This window comes from Amycolatopsis australiensis (assembly GCF_900119165.1).
GTDB lineage: Bacteria > Actinomycetota > Actinomycetes > Mycobacteriales > Pseudonocardiaceae > Amycolatopsis > Amycolatopsis australiensis.
The window spans coordinates 6,131,603-6,148,350 of record NZ_FPJG01000006.1 but is presented as its reverse complement, the minus strand read 5'-3'; the positions used below and the strand labels follow the sequence as shown (position 1 = coordinate 6,148,350).

The following is a 16,748-nucleotide window of genomic DNA, read 5'->3' as shown; positions in this document are numbered from 1 at the left end:
GGTACGAGACGCGGCGCGCAATCTCGTACCGCAGGTCGATCGCGGACACCGGCGATCCGGGAAAGCTCGGATCATGACCGATCCGAGCGGAGCAGTTCCCACGCGAGCGGCCGGAACCGGGGCCGGGAAGATCGAGGGCCTGCCGGGCTGGTACTTCGTGCTCGTCGGGCTGCTGGTGGCCAGCAACGACCTCAGCCTGCAGTTCGGCGACCGGTACCGGTGGGTGGTGTTCCTGCCGGTCGCGCTCCTGGCGGTGCACCTGGTGCTGTGGTTCACGCTGCTGGCGCGGCGCCGCAAGTACCTGCGCGCGGTGTGGCGCAGCAAGCAGGCGCTCACCCTCGTCGTCGTCCTCTTCACGCTGCGGCTGCTGCTGCAGGTGGGGCTGACGAAGCTGACCGACCGGGCCGCGCCGCTGCACAGCTACACGCACCTCATCCTCGGCCTGGTGATGCTCGTGGTGACGACGGCCGGGGCGTGGTTCGACCAGTGGCTGATCCTGCGGGTGGTGAACCGGGACACCTGACTCAGCTGGTCCCGCGCACCACCAGCCGGTGCGGCGCGACGATCGAGCGCGGCGGCTCCGGCTCGGCCGCCTGGCGGGCCAGCCGGTCGAGGGCCAGCTCGGCGATGCGGTCCTTGTCCGGTGCCACCGTCGTGAGCGCCGGGACGCTGAACCGGCCGTCCTCGATGTCGTCGAACCCCACCAGCGCCACGCCGGCGGGCACCGGGACGCCGCGGTCGGCGGCCGCCCGCAGCGCGCCGAGTGCCAGTTCGTCGGTGAAGCAGAACACCGCGTCCGGCGGCTCGGGCCGGTCCAGCAGCCGCAGCATCGCGCGGTGGCCGTCGGCCCGGTGCAGGCGCCGGACCGGCACCTCGAGCGCCGGGTCCGCGGCCACCCCCGCGGCGGCGAGCGCCTCGCGGTACCCGGCCAGCCGCTGGCGAGCGGTCGCGTTGAGGGACTTCGGCTGGATGCCCAGCGCCGCGATGCGCCGCCGGCCGGCCGCCAGCAGGTGCCCGGTGGCCTCGCGCGCGGCGGCGACGTTGTCGATCGCGACGTGGTCGACGCCGCCCGTCCCGTCGTGCTCGCCGAGCAGCACGAGCGGGACGGTGTCGGTCCGGGCCGTCAGCTCGGCCGGGGCCACCGCCCACGGGCTGAACAGCACGCCGTCGACCAGCTGGCTGCGCTTGCCGTGCAGCAGCTCCTTCTCGCGCTCGGCGTCGCCGTCCGTCTGGTCGATGAGGACGGTCAGCCCGCGGCGGCCGGCGATGCGCACGGTCCGCGCGGCCAGCTCGGCGAAGTACGGCGAGTCGATTTCCGGGACGACCAGCGCCACGAGACCGGTCCGGCCGCGCCGCAGCGTCCGCGCGGCCAGGTTGGGCCGGTAGCCGAGCGCGTCGATGCTCGCCTGCACCCGCTCGCGGGTCGCCGGGGCCACGTAGCGGAAGCCGTTGACCACGTTGGACACCGTGCGCACGGACACCCCGGCGTGCTCGGCCACATCCCGCAGTTTCGGGTTCACGCCCGCAGCGTACCTCTTGCAACGTGGCATGCCACGTTGCAAACTGAGGTCGCCACGCCGTCGTGACCACTCGGAGGCCGAGAATGACCGTGCACCGGACCGCCCCCGCCCCGCTCGGCGCCGCCGAAGCCGAGTCGCTGACCGCCCGCCTGTACCAGGACGGCATCATCGGCCTGCCCCAGGCGTTTTCGCGGGATTGGGTCAAGCAGCTCGGCGAAGACATCGACACGGCGTTCGCCGAGGCCCGCGCCCGGCCGGGCGGCGCCGTCGGCCGCGGGCCGAACCGGTTCTACGTCGAGATCCACCCCGAGCAGCTGCGCGGGTTCGCCGACCTGGCCGGCCACCCGTGGATCACCGCGATCGCCGAAGCCGTGCTGGGCCCGGAGTACAAGATCGTCGAGGTCGGGTTCGACGTCCCGCTGGCCGGCGCGGTCGACCAGCCGTGGCACCGCGACTTCCCGATGCCCGAGGAGACCGCGCGCCACCGCAGGCTGAACTCGCTGGCCGTCAACGTGACCGCCGTCGACACCGAACCGGACATGGGGCCGTTCGAGATCGCGCCGGGCACCCACTTCGACGACGGCAGCGCCTTCGACCACGGCATGTTCCCGCCGCGCGAGGCCTACCCGCGCTACCGGGAGCTCGCCGTCCGCAAGTACCCCAAGATGGGGGACATCTCGATCCGCTCGGCGCTGACGATCCACCGGGGCACGGCCAACCACTCGGCCAAGTCCCGGCCGGTGCTGGTCCTCGGCCTCGACGCGCCGGGCGCCGGCAACGACGAACGCCACGACGCCGCCGTGACGCGCGAGTACTGGGCGTCGCTGCCGGAGTCCGTGCGCGCCCACCTGGGCTGCCCGGTCGTCGACACGCTGCGGCCGATCACCCAGAAGCACACGATCGAGGGGCTGGTGATGGGGGAGGCGTGAATCCCGATGTTTGTCGGCCGCGGACCCGGGCATCAGGGGGCCATGGCTGAAGCAGGGATCACCGAGATGTCGGGCCGGGCCGGGGTCGTCGCGGGCTTGCGACGTGTCCTGCTGGCGTTCGGAGTCGGCGGCGCGCTCGCGTGCCTCGCCTGGATGGCGCTCTGGCTCGCGATGCATCTCTAGGGTCCCGGTGAAGGGAGGAACGGACATGGCGACCGGAGAGACCGGTTTCGACGACGTGACCTACGACCTGGTTTCGGTGCAGTACCACGCGCTGAAGGCCGGGCACGACTACGGCCAGTACGTCCGCGACGCGGACAACGCGGGCCGCAAGGACATCGCCGACTTCTTCCGGCGCGTGATGGACGAGGACTCCGCCCGCGCCAAGCAGTGCCACGAATTCCTCAAGGAACTGTCCGGCAGCTCGCAGTCGGGCCCGGCGGTTTCCTGAGACCGCGCCGGGGCGCGGAGCCCGGCTCCGCGCCCCACGCGGGACTAGAACTCGTCGGAGCTGGTCAGCTCGTGTTCGAGGGCGTCGGCCCGGGCGACGACCGCCTTCAGCGGGCGTTCGAACTCGTGCTGGATGCTCAGGTCCTCCAGCGGCACCGTGTGCTTGAGCAGCGCCACCCCGTCGACCACCGCCGCGCCGCCGACGGGTGAGGTGCCGGCCAGCTCCAGCAGGCGCCGCAGGTCGATCTTGTCGGCCCAGCCGACCGGTGAAGACAGCTCCACCCACGCGCCGCCGTGCAGGTCTTCCACGTGGTGCGCGGTGACCTGCTGCGTCCGGGAGTCCGGGCCCTCCAGCCGGAACCGGAGCCAGCCGTCGGACTCCTCCAGGACCTCGTACCGCGTCCGGACATAGGTGATCACTTCGGTCCAGGTGGTCACGCGCTCCGCCTCTCTCCGCACCTGCTGCGCGGTCGCAGCATCTCACGGGCCACGGGTTCAGACGATCCCGGCTTCGATCAGCCGCGGCCAGATTTCGCTCTGGTCGGCGACCTCGACGCCGTGCTTCTCGGCCTTCGTCAGCTTGGCGGCTCCGACGTCGGCGCCGGTGATGAGCAGGTCCGTGCTCGCCGACACCGACGACGCGATGGTCGCGCCGGCCTTCTCGCAGAGCCGCTGGAAGGTCGGCCTGGGCACCTTCTCGCCGGAGCGGGGGTCGCTGATCGCGCCGGTGACGACCACGGTCTTGCCGGCCAGGGGCGCGCCGGCCGCGACGACCGGCGGCAGGTCTTCCTCGCGGACGTCCAGCGACACGCCCCGCTCCCGCAGCCGCTCCAGCTCCGGCCGCAGCCGGGTGAGGTGCTCGATCAGCGACGCGGCGACCTTCGGCCCGATGTCCTCGACGGCGACGAGCCCGTCGACCCCCGCGCCGGCGACCTCTTCCAGCGACCCGAAGCCCGCGCGGCACAGGCGGGCGGCGGTGCCTTCCGACGCCATCGGGATCGCCAGCCCGATCAGCGCCCGGCGCAGCCCGACGGACTTGCTGTGCTCGATCGACTCGATCATGCGCGTGGCCGAGACCTCGCCGATGCGGTCGAACTCCAGCAGCCGCTCCTTCGTCAGCCGGTAGAAGTCCGACGGGTGCTCGAGGTCGCCGGACTCGGCGAGCCGTTCGATCCACACCCCGCCGATGGCGTCGATGTCGGCCGCGGCGCGCGAGGCCCAGTGGATCAGCCGCCGCACGGTCTGGGCGGGGCAGGAGACGTTGGTGCAGAACAGTTCCCGGCTGTTGCCCTGCTCGGTCAGCGGCTGCCCGCACGACGGGCAGGTGGTCGGCGGGACGATGTCCCGCTCGGCGCCGGTGCGCCGGGACGCGTCGAGCACGCCCGCGACGAACGGGATGACGTCACCGGCGCGGCGCACCAGGACCGTGTCGCCGATCTTGATGCCGCGGGCGCGGATGACCTCCTGGTTGGCCAGTGTCGCGCGGGTGACGGTGGTGCCGCCGACGAACACCGGCTCGAGCCAGGCGACCGGGGCGATCTTGCCGGTCTTGCCGACGTCCCAGACCACGTCGGCCAGCACGGTCGTCTTCTCCTCGGCGGCGAACTTGTAGGCGAGCGCTCCGCGCGGCGAGCTCGACCGCGTGCCGGCGGCGGCATAGGCGTCGCGGTCGGCCAGCCGCAGGACGGCACCGTCGAGGTCGTAGTCCAGGTCGTTGCGCTGCCGTTCGATCTCGGCGATCACCGCCTGGGCTTCGGCGGCGCCGGCGCAGCGGCGCATGTCGGCGGCGGTGAACCCGAGCGTGCCCAGCGCGGCGGCCAGATCGGTTTCGGCGCTGTCGGGGTCGGTGTCCAGGTCGAAGGCGAAGAACCGCAGCCGCCGCTCGGCGACGGTCGCCGGGTCCTTGGCCCGCAGGGTGCCGGCGGCGGCGTTGCGCGGGTTGATCAGCGGCTTGTCCGGGTGCGCGGTGTTGTAGGCGGCGAAGGTGGAGCGCAGCATGACGGCCTCGCCCCGCACCTCGACGCGGCCGGGCGCGCCGACGCGGTCCGGGATCCCGTCGGTCAGGGCCTTGACCAGCACGGTGACGTCGTCGCCGGTCGTGCCGTCCCCGCGGGTGACGGCCCTGGCCAGGCGGCCGTTCTCGTAGACCACGGACAGGGACAGGCCGTCAAGCTTCGGCATGACCACGACGGCCTGGCCGGGGAAGCGGGCGAAGAACGCCTCGACCTGCTCGGGCTTGGTGGCCTTCTCCAGCGACAGCATGGGCCGCGCGTGCCGGATCGGCGCGTGCAGCACCGCGGGCGCGCCGACCTGCTCGAGCGGGTTCGGGTCCGGCGCGAGGTCCGGGTTCGCCTCGATCAGGGCGCGCAGCTCGTCTTCGACCGCGTCGTACTCCGCGTCCGCCACCAGCGGCGAGCCCCGGTAGTAGGCGTCGCGGAGGACGACGACGCGGTCGGCGAGTTCCTGAATGCGTTCGCGAGCTTCCACGCCTCAGGACGTTACCGGGCGGGTCCGACAATCGCGGCGCTCCGCCCGGCGCGGCCGGGTGGCGTCGTGCCGGTCAGCCGTTCCCCGGGCCGCCCGAAGCCAGGCTGCCCAGCGGGATCCGCCGGAACACGATGGTCTCGTAGGGTCCGGCCGTGCCGGTCTCGTACAGCAGCCCGACCCTGCCGGGGCCGGCCTGGACGAGGTCGGAGTAGGCCGCCGGTCCGGCGGCGGCGACCGGGCCCGGCCGCCAGGTGCGCCCGCGGTCGGTGCTCAGCCGCAGCTGCATCGTCTTGCGCGTGGCCGGGTCCGCCGGGCCGGAGTACACCAGCAGCCAGGGGATCGTCGTCTGCAGCACGCTGCCCTCGACCTTCGGCCCGGACAGCGACGGCTGCACCCGGTACGGCCGCACGAGCGTCTCGCCGCCGTCGGTGCTGTAGCCGTCGACGCGGTGCTCGGCGGCGGAACCCTGGTTGCGGCTGGAGAAGTAGAGGGTGCCGTCGGGCAGTTCGGTCGCCGTCGTCTCGTTCGCGGCGACGACGCCGTCGGTGCGGTCGTCGGTGAAGCCGAGGTGCCAGGTGCGGCCGTCGTCGTCGCTGTACAGGTCGTGGCCGCCGTAGTACTTCGCCTCGGTGCCGGCGTCGGGCGAGCCGGGGGGCGGGGCGCTGGAGTGGTTGGCCGGCACGACGATCCGGCCCGCGTGCGGGCCGTGCTGCAGCAGCGTCGCGTGCCCGGGACCGGTGGCGTACCACCGCCAGGCCGGCAGCTTCGTGTCGGCGGTGATGTCGCGCGCGGCGCTCCAGGTGCGCCCGTCGTCGCGGCTGCGCAGGACGAACACCCGGCGGCTGTCCTGATCGGACACCTGCCCGGTCATGATCTGCTTCTCCGACACCGGTCCGTTGTGGACGGTCAGCAGCACGAGCGACCCGTCCCGTGCGAGGACCGGCGTGGGGTTGCCGGCGGTGGCGTCGCCGTTGCTGTCCACCACCGACAGCGGGCCCCAGGTGCAGCCGCCGTCGCGGGAGGTGCGGGACACGGTCTGGATGGCTCCGGAGTCCCCGGCGGAGTCCCGCCGCCCCTCGGCGAACGCGACGAGCGCCCCGTCGCCGGCGCGGACCACCGCGGGGATGCGGAAGGTGTGGTAGCCGTCGGCGCCCGAGGTGAACGGCACGGAGGAAGCGCAGCCGGGAGTGGCGGCGGTGGCGGCGGGGGTGAACGGCAGCCCGAGCGTGGCGGCGGCCAGGAGAACGGTGCTGAACCTGCGAATCGGGGACACCGGGTTCGACCTCCTCGTCGAGGTAGGACATGGGATGTCTGACGTCCTATGTCTCGACAACCTAAGGAGGCCGCGGCACGCGCGTCAAGGACTACGTTGTGCGGTCGGACGGTGACGGTGCGAGCGCGGGTCAGCGGGTGCAGGGGCCGAAGTACAGGCACTCGACCAGAGCGTGGACGTCGTGGGCGCGGGCCCGCGGCTCCAGCTCGTCCAGCACCGTCGTGAGCGTGACCAGGTCCACCCGGCCCGCTTCGGTGAGCGGGAACCGGCGCTCGCGCGTGTCGTGCACCGGGCAGCCGCTGCCGCGGAGGTTGCCCGCCGGGACGACCGCGAAGACCACGTCGCCCTCGTCGCCGAAGGTGAAGTAGCAGTGCAGGAGCACGGGGGTGGCGTCGGCGACCGTGTTGGTGCGCGCGCCGCCGAAGCTGGCCGGGTAGGACCAGCCCGCCGTGGCGTCGTCGAGGAACCCGGCGTCGCCGGGACCGGTGTCCCCGTCGAGCCGCCAGCCGCGCGCCAGCACGTGGTCGTGGACCTCCAGCTGGCGGGCGATGAGCAGCTCGGTCGGCGTCGCGGTCATGGTCCCAGTGTGGCCCAGCCGGTCTGTCACGATTGGGTGACCTCCCGACGGCGCCGTGTTGCCTTGACGCGGACGTCGATGTCTAGCGTCGCCCGCGTGGAATTCGGAATCAGCTACAGCACGCCCCATTTCGGCGTGCACCCTGACACGCTCATGCGCTTCGCGCGGGACGCCGAAGACCTCGGCTTCGAGTCGCTGTACCTGCCGGAGCACGTCGCGCTGTACCCCGGGGCGAAGATCGGGGCGATGGAGCTGGACCCGGCGCTGCCCTACGGCGACCCGCTCGACTGCCTGAGCTTCGTCGCCGCCGGGACGCGGCGGCTGCTGCTCGGCACCGGCGTCCTGCTGCTGCCGTACCACCACCCGGTGCTGCTCGCCAAGCGGCTCGCGACGGTCGACCTGCTCTCCGGCGGGCGCCTGCGGCTGCTGACCGTCGGCGTCGGGGCGCTGCCCGGCGAGGCCGCGGCGGCCGGGGTCGCCTTCGGCAGCCGGGGCAGGCGGGCCGACGAGGCGATCGACGTCCTGCGGCTGCTCTTTGCCGGCGGCGCGGACGGCGTGAGCCACGCTGGGGAGTTCTTCGCCTTCGACGACGTGTGCAGCTTCCCGAAGCCCTCCGGCCGGCTGCCGATCCACGTCGGCGGGGCGAGCCCGGCCGCGGCGCGCCGGGCCGGGCGGCGCGGGGACGGCTATTTCCCCGGCGGCCTGCTGACCCCGGACGAGCGCCGACGGCAGCTCGACCTCGCCCGGACGGCCGCGAGTGAAGCGGGCCGGGACCCGGAAGCCCTGCAGTACACCCGGTGGGGCTCGATCGCGATGTCCGAAGCGGACGCCGGACGCCTCGCGGCGGAGGGCGTGGACCGGGTCGTGGTCAGCCCGTCGAGCGCGGACCCGGCGGCCCGGCGCGACGAGCTGGCGGCCTTCGCGGACCGGTTCGGCCTGACCCGCCGCGCCGGAGCGGCCGGATGATCGCGAAGACCCGGCCGGAAGTGCGCGGAAACCGCAAACGGGCGAGCCGGGACCGGCCGTCCTGCGTTACGTGGGGTCGTGGCGCGTCACGCGCCCGTCGCTCCACCGCAGCGCCTCGTGCCAGGCCTGGATGAGCGCCTCGTCGTCGGCGTAGGTGGGGCACGACCCGACCGGCACCCAGGTCCGGTCGACGGGTTCCCCGTCCTCCACGCGCTCGACCGTCACGCCGGCGTACTCGAGTATCTCGTGGCCGTGCCCGGCGGGGACCGAGACCGCACGGGTGCCCAGCTGCAGCCGCACCTGCCGTTCGCCCGTCATCGACCCCGCTTTCCGTGGCTACGTTCCACAGTGGTGTCGCGCGCCGGAGGCAATGTGTAACAACACCGGCGGCCGATCTGCGGGGACTACCCGGCCAGTGGCAGCCGGGATGCGTCCATTCGTGCTACTGCGGGTGTGATCACGGCCCCGGTTGGGAAATCCTGTTCCCGGGCCGTCCGGGGGAGGTACCGAAGGTGACGCGGGGAAGTTTCGAGTTCGACGCCGAGCCGGCGCAGGTGGGGCTCGTGCGGTCGTGGGTGCGCGAGCGGCTGGCCGGCGGCGACGTCCCGGCCGAGGTCGTCGCGGACGTCGTGCTGATCGCGGGCGAGCTGGCGGCCAACGCGGTCCGGCACGCGGCCGGGCCGCTGCGGGCGCTGCTGGTCCGCGCCGACGCGGCGGTGTGGATCGGGGTGGAGGACTCCGGTGGGTCGGCGTGGTTCGACCCGGTCGCCCCCGACGTCGCGCCGACCGGGACCGGGCTCACGCTGGTGGCGGCGTGCGCCGGCCGGCGCGGGCACTTCCACCGGCCCGACGGCGGCAAGACGGTGTGGGCGGAGGTCCCGTTCGCCTCGTGACGCGCCGGCTCACCGCGTTCCGGGCGGGTCACCGTCGGCGTCGGCGAGGTCCCGGTACTCCCGCAGGCCGGCGCTGAGCGCGGCCCGGCCGGCCGGGCTCATCTTCGCCAGCAGCGTCTGGACGCGTTCCCGGCGCCGGGCCCGCAGGTCACGCAGGTAGGCGCGGCCGCGGTCGGACAGGCGCAGCGTGAGCTCCCGCCGGCTGCGCGCGCTGGGCAGGCGCTCGAGGAACCCCACGGCCTCCAGCCGGTCGCAGAGCCGGCTGACCAGCGGCGGCGTCGAGTCGAGCTGCTCGGCGAGTTCCCGCAGGTTGACCCCGTCGTGGCGGTCGAGCGCGACCACGGCCCGCAGCTGCGACACCGAAAGCGGCCGCGGTGACACGTCCCGCACGCTTTCGAGCACGGCCTCGAACAGCTCGGCGAGGCTCGCCACGGCCGCCGCCCCGTCGGGGGCGGGCTGCTCGCGGGATCGATCCACGGGCTCCACTGTGGCATCCCCCTGCCCGGCCGGCAGCACGGCTCGCGCGACTCGCCGGGACCGGGCGGGCGTGCGCGCGGTCGACGGTGGCCAGGTGGCGCGCGCCGGCCGGTCCGCGCGCCGGGCGGCCTTCGGCGGCCAAGGCGGCAGGCCCAGCCCGGTCATCCGCTGAGCCGGGGGACTGGGGCGCCTAGCTCGGGTCTCGCGCGTGTGGCGCGGTCAGCCTGTCCGCGAGGTCTCGACCGGCCTGGTCATCCGCTGAGCCGGGCGACCTCGGCGCCCAGGCCGGGGCCCGCGGGTCTCGATCGGCCTGGTCATCCGCTGAGCCGAGGGGACCTCGGCGCCGAGCTCGGCGGTCTCCCGCGTGTGCCGCGGTCAGCACGTCCGCAGGGCTTCGACCGGCCCGGGTCATCCGCTGAGCCGGGCGACCTCGGCGCGCAGCTCGGCGATCTCCGCGTGCGCCGCGGTCAGCTCGTCCTCCAGGCCGATGATCCGCGCGGCGGCGGCGAGCGTGTGGCCGTGGTCCAGGTGCTCGCGCACGCGCACCACCAGGCCGAGCTGGCGGCGGGTGTAGCGGCGGTGGCCGCCGCCGGAGCGGTGCGGGGAGACCAGGCCCGCCGTGTCGAGGCTGCGCAGGAACGCTTCCTGGACGCCGAGCACGGCCGCGACCTGGCCGGTGGTGTAAGTGGGGTAGTCGTCGTCGTCCAGTTTGCTCATGTCCGCCACGGCTTCACATTATGTCGGACAGGCACTTGAAACAACCTGCAGCCGGTGCTATAGAAATAGTGAAGCGCAGGACATGACCTGGTGACATCGCGAGACGATCCGGGGAGTGATCGACGATGACCGTCCGTTCGGCGAACGACGGGTTCGCGGAGCTGGTGCTGGCCGACCCCGCGTGGGTCCGGGCGGAGTTCGACGCGATCGTGGCCGCGAACTTCGAGCCGCCGCTCCGGCCGTCGCCGGTCCCGCGCACCCCGGACGCGCCCCACCCGGCCGCCGGCCGCGACCCGGCGCCGTGGCGTGTCCTGACGCTGCCGGTGCGATGCCCACGGCGGGAGCGCTCTCCTCCGGAACCGCGGTTCGTGACCGGCGGCGAACGAGGAAAGAGGTGATGCGGTGACGGCACCGGGCAGCCGAGAGCTGTCGGCGTGCGCTGCCTGCCCTGTCCACGGCCGGTGAGACGAGACGTCCCGGCCCCGCGCCTCCCGGCGTACCTCCGCGGCAGCCCGCACCCGGTGCCGTCGCACGACACAGTGCCCACCCCGATGCCGACCACGGTTTTCCGGCCACGCGAGGAGGAGTCCCGTGCTCGACGAGTTCAAGCCCGCCAACGACGTGGCGGACCAGCAGCGCCCGGCGCGTCCCGGACGTGACGACGTCCTCGAGCCGGACATCGCCGAAGCTCCCGCCGACGCCGATCCCGCCGACGTCGCCGACCAGCGCCGCGAAGCCCCGGTGCTCGGCGACGACGAACCCTGGCCCTGAGCGTCGGGTCAGCCGGTCTGCTCGCGGATCCACCCCGCCACGACGTCGATCCTGGCGATCGTCTCCGGGCCCGGCTGCGGGCACGGCGGCCCGGTGTTGACGATCGCGACGAGCGTGGCCGTGCGGTCGTCGGCCGAGACGAAGAACGGGCCGCCCGAGTCCTCCGGGCACGGGCCGTTGTCCACCGTGCGCGTGCCGACCGGCAGTGCCTCCAAAGTGGACTCCCCGATGCCCGAGACCCGGAACCGCCCGCGCTTGAGGTGATCCGACGGCCCGAGCACTGTCGCCGAGTGCGAACCCCAGCCCGCGAACTGCAGCTGCTCGCCGACCGACGGCGGCGCCGAGGACAGCGTCACCGGCGTGACGCCGTCCACCGGCGCGCTGAGCTTCACGACCGCCAGGTCGTTGACCGGTGACTGGCGGACGTCCACGACCGCGGCCGTGTGCCCGCCGGGATCGCTGTCCTTGAGCTTCCCGACCGTCACGGTCATCGTGTACCGCGGCCGGCCGCCGACGCGGGCGTCCTGGAGGTCGTGGAAGCAGTGCCCGGCCGTGACGACCCACTGCGGCGCGACCAGCGCGCCGCTGCAGGCGCCGGCGCGGACGCCGCCGCCCGGCACGGGAATGTCCCGCGAGGTCAGCTTCGCGTTGAACGGCAGGATCGGGGCCGGGGCCGGCGGTGGCGGCGCCGGGCTGCGGCCCAGCGCGCTCGTGTCGGGCAGGCGGTGCCCGGGGGACAGGGCCGGCGCGGGCCCGGCGGCCGGCGCGCCGAGCGTCGTGTGGGCGAACGCGCCACCGGCCCCCACCAGCACCGCGACCGTCAGCGCCCGCGCGCGGAACCGCCGCCGTCGATCCGAAGTCGTCCTCACATCACTGAAGCACGGATGAGCGCGCCGGTTGGTTGCGCGAACGTGATCAATCCCGCGCGGCGATCGCCGGCCACAGCACCGAAACGACCGCTTCGGGAATCTCGTCCCGGTTCTCCCCGCGGTAGAAGGCGGCGAAATAGCTGCCGAAGCACATCGTCGCGATGGTGTGGCGGTCGATGCCGTCCCGCACTGCGCCGCTGTCCTGCAGTTGTGCCAGCACGTTCTCGACCAGCGTGACGCGCGGCTCGACGGCGTGCGCGCGCAGGATCCCGAGCAGCTCCGGCGTGCGGATCGCCTCGCCGGCGAAGTTGCCCATGAGCACCATGGCGTCCGGGTTGAAGTACGCGGGATCCAGCCGGCGCACCGCTTCGGTGAACGCTTCGCGCGGCGCCATGCTGCTCAGGTCCACGGTGTAGGAGTCCCGCTGCCTGCGGAACCCGTAGTCCAGCGCGTCGACGACGAGGTCGAACTTCGTGCGCCACCGCCGGTACAGCGTCGGGCGGCTGACCTTGGCGTCGGCCGCGATGTCGCCGATGGTCATGAGCGAGTAGCCGTCGCGGACGAGCCGCTCGCGCGTGGCCAGGATGATCGCCTCGTCGAGGGCGGCGTCCCGCGGACGGCCACCGGGGCGCGACCCGGACTCCTCGTTCGGCGGCGGCATGGGGCAGAGCCTAGCCGATACGTTACGACGCAGCATCGTTAAGTTACAATAGTTGACTGTAACGTAACTGCGGCTTACGTTCGAGCCACGCACGGAAGGAGCCCACGATGACCACCGCCCAGGACCTGATCGACCGCAGCATCCCGTTCCTCGAAGACGTCAAGAACCGGACCGCTGGCGGCGAGCTGGAGACCTGGCTCAACGAAAACCACGGGCCCGGCAGCCCCCTGTACGACGACCTGGCGCGCATGATCACCGAGGGAGTCCGCGCGGGCTGGGCGGCCAACGTCGAGGTCGACGGGCCGAAGTACCGCCGCAGCCGCATCGCCGAGCCCCGTGACGTGCTCAACTACTTCAGCATCACCGCCGTCTGGATGGACAGCGTCGAGCCGTACCGCGGGCAGTACCACCAGCACCCGTACGGCGAGCTGAACCTCGTGGTGCCGCTGGACCCGGGCGCGAAGCTGATGGGCCCGCGCGGCTGGAGGGGGGCGGGCTGGACCGCGCCCGGGCCGGGCAGCCACCACTACCCGGAGGTCAAGGGCGGTGCGCTGATCGCGCTGTTCTACCTGCCCGCCGGCCGCATCTCCTACGACATCACCCCGCCGGCCGAGTGAGCACCACCGTCGAGGAGGCGCTGCTGACCCGCCGCAGCTGCCGCGCCTTCCGGCCCGACCCGGTGCGTCGCGCGCAGGTCGAACGGCTGCTGGCCCTCGCGGCGCGCTCGGCCAGCAACTCCGACTGCCGGCCGTGGCAGGTGCACGTGCTGACCGGCGCGGCGAAGCGGGCGCTGAGCGCCGACCTGCTGTGCGCGCACGACGAAGGCCGCCGCGCGGCGGCCGAGTTCGCCTACCAGCCCGGCGCGCGGGAGTGGCCGGAGCCGTTCCGCTCGCGCCGGCGCCGGTTCGGCGAAGGGCTCTACCGGGACGCGCTCGGCATCGACCCGGACGACACGACGGCCGCCTCGGCCACCACCGCCGCAACTACGGCTTCTTCGGCGTGCCGGTCGGCATGATCCTCACGGTCAGCCGGCTTCCGCTGCAGGGCGCGCTGGTGGACGCGGGCCTGTTCCTCCAGGGCCTGATGCTGGCGGCGCGCGGCGCCGGGCTGCACACGTGCGCGCAGTCGTCGCTGATCGACTACCACCCGATCCTGCGCCGCCACGTGCCGGTGCCGGCCGACCACGTGATCGTCTGCGGGATCGCGCTCGGCCACGCCGACGAAACCCACCGGCTGAGCGAGCACCGCACGACCCGCGAGCCGGTGTCGTCGTTCGCGACCTTCCACGACGACGTGGCCTGCCGGAACCCGGCGTGAGCCCGGGCGTCAGGGCCGCTGCCCGGCCTGGTCCACGAAGGTCTTCACCGTGATGGCGCTGCCCGTCCGTGCCGACGAACAGGACGGCAGTCCTCCGGAGTGCCCTCCGGCCGGGGATCGTCGGCGCCGCCGATCGGGGCCTTGCCGTCGACCGAGAACCAGACCTCACCTCGCGCGCGGACGCGGTGGCGGGCGCGGTTGAGCCGCGACTTGACCGTGCCGACCGGGATGGGCAGTGCCTCGGCGACCTCTTGGTAGGCCAGTCCTTCGACGGCGACAAGCAGCAGGACGTCCCGCTCGCGCGGGCGCAGCGCGGCCAGCGCCAGGTCGAGGTCCGCGCCCAGGGCTTGGGCCCCCGTGCCTCCACCCCCGCCGGTGCCGCGAGACGAGGTTCGTCGCGATGCCGTGGAGCCATGGCCGCGCGCCGCGGAGTGGGCTTCCGGAACACCACCGATGGTGATGCAGGTCACCCGCGGGCGGCGTACTCGGCCAGCCCGGTCGCCATGCCCTGCATGAAGCGGCGCAGGTACCGCTGCAGGAACCAGCGCATCCCCCAGCGCGCGGAAAACGTGCCGTGCCACCGGATCCGGGTGCCCCCACCCGGGAGCGCATGCAGCTCGACCGCCGCCCGGTAGTCGGTGAGCTGCGGGTTTTCCGCGCCTTCGTAGGCGAACCGGCGCTCGGGTTCCAGCGCCGTGATCCGCTCCTTGGTGACGACCTTCCCGGTGCGGAACGCGCGGACCGCGCCCACGCCGTCCCGGCCGTCGGGGGACAGGCCGGCCGACTGCCCGGCCTCCAGCGCGTCGACCGGGGACCAGGCCGGCCAGGTCCGCGCGTCGAGCAGCAGCGCCCACACGGTCGAAGGTGCGGCGGTCGTCTCGGCGGTGACGTCGTAGGACTGCATTGCCGCAACGCTAGGGCGGACGCCGAGCCGGGCCCAGGCGCGCGATTGCGGTGTGCCGGTCAGGAATTGCGGTAGGCCGAAGGGCGGATGCCGGTGTGGCGGACGAACGCGGCCGAAAGGGCACCCGGGCCGGCGAAGCCGCAGCGGGGCGCGATCCGCTCCAGCGACAGGTCCGTGTCACGCAGCAGCCGTTTCGCCTGCTCGATCCGCAGCCGGGTGAGGAACCGGTGCGGTGTCTCGCCGGTCGCGGCCCGGAACACCCGGACGAGGTGGTAGACCGACAGGTGCACCTCGCCGGCGAGTTCCGCCAGCGTGACCGGCTCGGCCAGCCGCTCGCGCATGCTCGCGACGACCGCGCGCACGCGGGCGTCTTCCCGCTCCGGCGTCCGGCCGCCGCGCAGCCGCCCGTGCCGCACGAGCAGGTGCGTCGCCAGGAACGCGGCGGCGGATTCGGCGTAGAGGTCGTCGGCCGCGCCGGGGAAGCCCACCGCGCGCACGGTCTCCTCGAGCAGCGGGTCGCCGCCCGCCGCCACGGACGCCGTCATGGCCTCGAAGTCCACGGCCCCGCCGCCCAGCCGCGCCGCGACCGAGTCGACGGTGCCGCGCGGGATGTGCACCTGGACGCTGCGCATCGACGTGTCGCCGCGATAGCGCTTCACCGACGGCCGGTCCGGGATGCCCAGCTGCAGCCGGCCCGGGATCCAGGCGGAGCGGACCGGGCGGCCGCCGTCGCGGGTCTCCAGCTCCGCCCGTCCGGCGACCGGCAGCACCAGGTGCAGGTCCGCGGCCGACGGCAGCGCCAGGTCCTCGGCCACCGGGACGTGCTCGAACCGCTGGACCAGCAACGACCGCCAGCCGGCGTTCTCCCAGCTGCAGAACGTCCGCCGGACGTAGGTGTCCATGGCGAAACCGGTGTACGGCCGCAGATCGAACCGGGCGGAGTCGAACACCATGCGCCCGAGGCTACCGGTGTGCGCTGTTAGGGTCGGTGGGTGTCGGAGGCGCTGACGTTCGATCCGGGGCCTGCCGCCCGCGTGCGGCTGTGCAGCCGCCGGGACAACGGCTGGTCCGCGCTGCTCGTGCGCCTGCTGGACAACGCCGAAGAAGCCGAGCTCGACCTGCCGCCGCTGGCCGAGCAGACCGTCGTGCTGGTGAGCCGGGGGACCACGACCATGGAGTCGCGGCACGGCACGCGCTGGTGGCGCGCGGACTACCGGCCGGGGTCGATCGGGCTGACCGCGCCCGGCCGCCCGGCGCGGCTCCGCTGGCACGGCCCGGAACGCACCTTGACGACGCACGTGCACCTGCCCGGCGCCCTGATCGACCGCACGGCGCTCGACCTGTGGGGCCGGGACGCGGACGGGCTCGGCCGTCCGGACGTCCTTTCCGTCGAGGATCCCGTGGTCGCGTCGGTGGCCGGCGCCCTCGGCGCGGCGGCCCTCGCCGGGGCCGACGAGCTGTACGCCGAGTCGGCGGCCACGTTCCTCGCGGTGCACCTGCTGACCCGGCACGCCGAGGCACCGCCGCCGCGGGTGCCCGGCCGCGACGAGCTGCGCACCCGCCGGGCCGTGCAGTTCATCCGGGACAACCACCACCTCCCGCTGTCACTGGCCGACATGGCGGCCGCGGCCGACCTGAGCTCCTTCCACTTCCTGCGCGTGTTCAAGGCGGCGACCGGCCAGACGCCGTATCGCTTCCTCACCCGCATCCGGGTGGAACGCGCGTGCCGCCACCTCGAACGCGGCGAGCTTTCGGTCACCGAGATCGCGCAGGCCTGCGGGTTCGCCACGCCGTCACGGTTCGCGTCGGCGTTCCGGGCGCAGCTCGGCCTCTCACCTTCGGCCTACCGGGCCGCGGTGCGGCCCCAGCAATAAAACGGCGTCCCGGCAGCAATCACGGGAAGGCGCCCGCACCCGCGCGGGAGCTAGCGTCGCCGG

At 73.7% G+C, this 16,748-nt stretch carries 25 protein-coding genes; 12 read left to right on the top strand and 13 right to left on the bottom strand.

The annotated features are described in order from the left end of the window. Positions 1-73 precede the first annotated feature (73 nt). Positions 74-523, top strand: coding sequence for a hypothetical protein (locus tag BT341_RS30020; protein WP_072479468.1), 450 nt, complete (start codon positions 74-76; stop codon positions 521-523). 1 nt (position 524) lies between these two features. Here the strand turns inward: BT341_RS30020 and BT341_RS30015 are convergent, their stop codons facing one another. Further along, entirely contained in the window at positions 525-1,520 is a 996-nt protein-coding gene (locus BT341_RS30015; RefSeq protein ID WP_072479467.1) for a LacI family DNA-binding transcriptional regulator, read from the bottom strand. A gap of 83 nt (positions 1,521-1,603) precedes the next feature. Between BT341_RS30015 and BT341_RS30010 the strand changes: the two genes are divergently transcribed. The 3 genes from BT341_RS30010 to BT341_RS30005 are packed head-to-tail and all read left to right on the top strand — an operon-like array spanning position 1,604 to position 2,900. After that, entirely contained in the window at positions 1,604-2,449 is an 846-nt protein-coding gene (locus BT341_RS30010) for a phytanoyl-CoA dioxygenase family protein (protein ID WP_072479466.1), read from the top strand. Between the two features lie 42 nt (positions 2,450-2,491). After that, positions 2,492-2,632 carry a hypothetical protein gene (locus tag BT341_RS45545; RefSeq protein ID WP_177328922.1) on the top strand — a complete coding sequence of 47 codons (141 nt, stop codon included), beginning with the start codon at positions 2,492-2,494 and terminating at the stop codon, positions 2,630-2,632. 25 nt (positions 2,633-2,657) lie between these two features. After that, the gene (locus BT341_RS30005; RefSeq protein ID WP_072479465.1) at positions 2,658-2,900 is read left to right on the top strand and encodes an acyl carrier protein; all 243 of its coding nucleotides are present in this window, start codon (positions 2,658-2,660) and stop codon (positions 2,898-2,900) included. A gap of 44 nt (positions 2,901-2,944) precedes the next feature. Here BT341_RS30005 and BT341_RS30000 read toward each other — a convergent pair whose 3' ends face one another. The 4 genes from BT341_RS30000 to BT341_RS29985 form a co-directional block, all read right to left on the bottom strand. Next, the gene (locus tag BT341_RS30000; RefSeq protein ID WP_072479464.1) at positions 2,945-3,337 is read right to left on the bottom strand and encodes a hypothetical protein; all 393 of its coding nucleotides are present in this window, start codon (positions 3,335-3,337) and stop codon (positions 2,945-2,947) included. Between the two features lie 57 nt (positions 3,338-3,394). Continuing rightward, positions 3,395-5,386 carry an NAD-dependent DNA ligase LigA gene (ligA, locus tag BT341_RS29995; RefSeq protein WP_072479463.1) on the bottom strand — a complete coding sequence of 664 codons (1,992 nt, stop codon included), beginning with the start codon at positions 5,384-5,386 and terminating at the stop codon, positions 3,395-3,397. 73 nt (positions 5,387-5,459) lie between these two features. Then, entirely contained in the window at positions 5,460-6,659 is a 1,200-nt protein-coding gene (locus BT341_RS29990) for a sialidase family protein (protein WP_143168674.1), read from the bottom strand. 130 nt (positions 6,660-6,789) lie between these two features. Next, positions 6,790-7,236, bottom strand: a complete 447-nt coding sequence (locus BT341_RS29985) for a hypothetical protein (protein WP_072479462.1) — start codon at positions 7,234-7,236, stop codon at positions 6,790-6,792. A 96-nt stretch (positions 7,237-7,332) separates the two neighbouring features. Between BT341_RS29985 and BT341_RS29980 the strand changes: the two genes are divergently transcribed. Further along, positions 7,333-8,202 carry a TIGR03619 family F420-dependent LLM class oxidoreductase gene (locus tag BT341_RS29980; RefSeq protein WP_177328921.1) on the top strand — a complete coding sequence of 290 codons (870 nt, stop codon included), beginning with the start codon at positions 7,333-7,335 and terminating at the stop codon, positions 8,200-8,202. 66 nt (positions 8,203-8,268) lie between these two features. On the opposite strand, the gene BT341_RS29975 is transcribed toward BT341_RS29980, so the two are convergent. After that, positions 8,269-8,520, bottom strand: a complete 252-nt coding sequence (locus BT341_RS29975; protein WP_072479460.1) for a hypothetical protein — start codon at positions 8,518-8,520, stop codon at positions 8,269-8,271. A 194-nt stretch (positions 8,521-8,714) separates the two neighbouring features. Between BT341_RS29975 and BT341_RS29970 the strand changes: the two genes are divergently transcribed. Next, on the top strand, positions 8,715-9,095 hold the full coding sequence (locus BT341_RS29970; protein ID WP_072479459.1) for an ATP-binding protein: 381 nt from the start codon (positions 8,715-8,717) through the stop codon (positions 9,093-9,095). A gap of 9 nt (positions 9,096-9,104) precedes the next feature. On the opposite strand, the gene BT341_RS29965 is transcribed toward BT341_RS29970, so the two are convergent. Further along, on the bottom strand, positions 9,105-9,527 hold the full coding sequence (locus BT341_RS29965; RefSeq protein ID WP_072482256.1) for a MarR family transcriptional regulator: 423 nt from the start codon (positions 9,525-9,527) through the stop codon (positions 9,105-9,107). 453 nt (positions 9,528-9,980) lie between these two features. Beyond that, complete coding sequence (locus tag BT341_RS29960; protein WP_072482255.1) at positions 9,981-10,289, bottom strand: MerR family transcriptional regulator; 309 nt, start codon at positions 10,287-10,289, stop codon at positions 9,981-9,983. A gap of 125 nt (positions 10,290-10,414) precedes the next feature. On the opposite strand from BT341_RS29960, the gene BT341_RS29955 reads away from it, so the two are divergent. Both BT341_RS29955 and BT341_RS29950 read left to right on the top strand, forming a co-directional pair. Then, positions 10,415-10,687, top strand: a complete 273-nt coding sequence (locus BT341_RS29955) for a hypothetical protein (RefSeq protein ID WP_072479458.1) — start codon at positions 10,415-10,417, stop codon at positions 10,685-10,687. Positions 10,688-10,880: 193 nt separating this feature from the next. Beyond that, positions 10,881-11,060, top strand: coding sequence for a hypothetical protein (locus BT341_RS29950; RefSeq protein WP_072479457.1), 180 nt, complete (start codon positions 10,881-10,883; stop codon positions 11,058-11,060). An 8-nt stretch (positions 11,061-11,068) separates the two neighbouring features. Here the strand turns inward: BT341_RS29950 and BT341_RS29945 are convergent, their stop codons facing one another. Continuing rightward, positions 11,069-11,929, bottom strand: a complete 861-nt coding sequence (locus tag BT341_RS29945; protein WP_245805151.1) for a S1 family peptidase — start codon at positions 11,927-11,929, stop codon at positions 11,069-11,071. Positions 11,930-11,975: 46 nt separating this feature from the next. Then, entirely contained in the window at positions 11,976-12,590 is a 615-nt protein-coding gene (locus tag BT341_RS29940) for a TetR/AcrR family transcriptional regulator (RefSeq protein ID WP_072479456.1), read from the bottom strand. 107 nt (positions 12,591-12,697) lie between these two features. Between BT341_RS29940 and BT341_RS29935 the strand changes: the two genes are divergently transcribed. From BT341_RS29935 to BT341_RS47420, 3 genes are read left to right on the top strand one after another with little or no spacing between them, the layout of a single operon-like run. Further along, complete coding sequence (locus tag BT341_RS29935) at positions 12,698-13,207, top strand: DUF4863 family protein (RefSeq protein WP_072479455.1); 510 nt, start codon at positions 12,698-12,700, stop codon at positions 13,205-13,207. Further along, positions 13,204-13,605: a nitroreductase family protein gene (locus BT341_RS47425; RefSeq protein WP_281256016.1), complete on the top strand. Its 402-nt coding sequence runs from the start codon at positions 13,204-13,206 to the stop codon at positions 13,603-13,605. Before BT341_RS29935 ends, BT341_RS47425 begins: the two co-directional genes overlap by 4 nt. Then, entirely contained in the window at positions 13,602-13,907 is a 306-nt protein-coding gene (locus tag BT341_RS47420; RefSeq protein ID WP_281256015.1) for a nitroreductase family protein, read from the top strand. The genes BT341_RS47425 and BT341_RS47420 overlap by 4 nt, the downstream gene beginning before the upstream one ends. A 44-nt stretch (positions 13,908-13,951) precedes the next feature. Here BT341_RS47420 and BT341_RS29925 read toward each other — a convergent pair whose 3' ends face one another. Genes BT341_RS29925 through BT341_RS29915 form a run of 3 tightly spaced genes read right to left on the bottom strand, consistent with a single transcriptional unit; the run spans position 13,952 to position 15,764 of the window. After that, positions 13,952-14,377 (bottom strand): RNA polymerase sigma factor, encoded by a 426-nt coding sequence (locus tag BT341_RS29925; RefSeq protein ID WP_072479454.1) that lies wholly within the window; start codon positions 14,375-14,377, stop codon positions 13,952-13,954. Then, entirely contained in the window at positions 14,374-14,811 is a 438-nt protein-coding gene (locus BT341_RS29920) for an SRPBCC family protein (protein ID WP_072479453.1), read from the bottom strand. The genes BT341_RS29925 and BT341_RS29920 overlap by 4 nt, the downstream gene beginning before the upstream one ends. 59 nt (positions 14,812-14,870) lie before the next feature. Further along, positions 14,871-15,764 carry a helix-turn-helix domain-containing protein gene (locus BT341_RS29915; RefSeq protein WP_072479452.1) on the bottom strand — a complete coding sequence of 298 codons (894 nt, stop codon included), beginning with the start codon at positions 15,762-15,764 and terminating at the stop codon, positions 14,871-14,873. A 39-nt stretch (positions 15,765-15,803) separates the two neighbouring features. Here BT341_RS29915 and BT341_RS29910 point away from each other — a divergent pair, with 39 nt between their 5' ends. After that, the gene (locus BT341_RS29910) at positions 15,804-16,685 is read left to right on the top strand and encodes an AraC family transcriptional regulator (protein ID WP_084743030.1); all 882 of its coding nucleotides are present in this window, start codon (positions 15,804-15,806) and stop codon (positions 16,683-16,685) included. Positions 16,686-16,748: the final 63 nt, after the last annotated feature.

Bases quoted from the DNA above. Each gene is read 5' to 3' on its own strand.
- BT341_RS29975 (WP_072479460.1), bottom strand. From the start codon at position 8,520: ATGACGGGCGAACGGCAGGTGCGGCTGCAGCTGGGCACCCGTGCGGTC.
- BT341_RS29940 (WP_072479456.1), bottom strand. From the start codon at position 12,590: ATGCCGCCGCCGAACGAGGAGTCCGGGTCGCGCCCCGGTGGCCGTCCG.
- BT341_RS29985 (WP_072479462.1), bottom strand. From the start codon at position 7,236: ATGACCGCGACGCCGACCGAGCTGCTCATCGCCCGCCAGCTGGAGGTC.
- BT341_RS30010 (WP_072479466.1), top strand. From the start codon at position 1,604: ATGACCGTGCACCGGACCGCCCCCGCCCCGCTCGGCGCCGCCGAAGCC.
- BT341_RS29955 (WP_072479458.1), top strand. From the start codon at position 10,415: ATGACCGTCCGTTCGGCGAACGACGGGTTCGCGGAGCTGGTGCTGGCC.
- BT341_RS45545 (WP_177328922.1), top strand. From the start codon at position 2,492: ATGGCTGAAGCAGGGATCACCGAGATGTCGGGCCGGGCCGGGGTCGTC.
- BT341_RS30020 (WP_072479468.1), top strand. From the start codon at position 74: ATGACCGATCCGAGCGGAGCAGTTCCCACGCGAGCGGCCGGAACCGGG.
- BT341_RS30005 (WP_072479465.1), top strand. From the start codon at position 2,658: ATGGCGACCGGAGAGACCGGTTTCGACGACGTGACCTACGACCTGGTT.
- BT341_RS29935 (WP_072479455.1), top strand. From the start codon at position 12,698: ATGACCACCGCCCAGGACCTGATCGACCGCAGCATCCCGTTCCTCGAA.
- BT341_RS29960 (WP_072482255.1), bottom strand. From the start codon at position 10,289: ATGAGCAAACTGGACGACGACGACTACCCCACTTACACCACCGGCCAG.
- BT341_RS29920 (WP_072479453.1), bottom strand. From the start codon at position 14,811: ATGCAGTCCTACGACGTCACCGCCGAGACGACCGCCGCACCTTCGACC.
- BT341_RS47420 (WP_281256015.1), top strand. From the start codon at position 13,602: ATGATCCTCACGGTCAGCCGGCTTCCGCTGCAGGGCGCGCTGGTGGAC.
- BT341_RS29915 (WP_072479452.1), bottom strand. From the start codon at position 15,764: ATGGTGTTCGACTCCGCCCGGTTCGATCTGCGGCCGTACACCGGTTTC.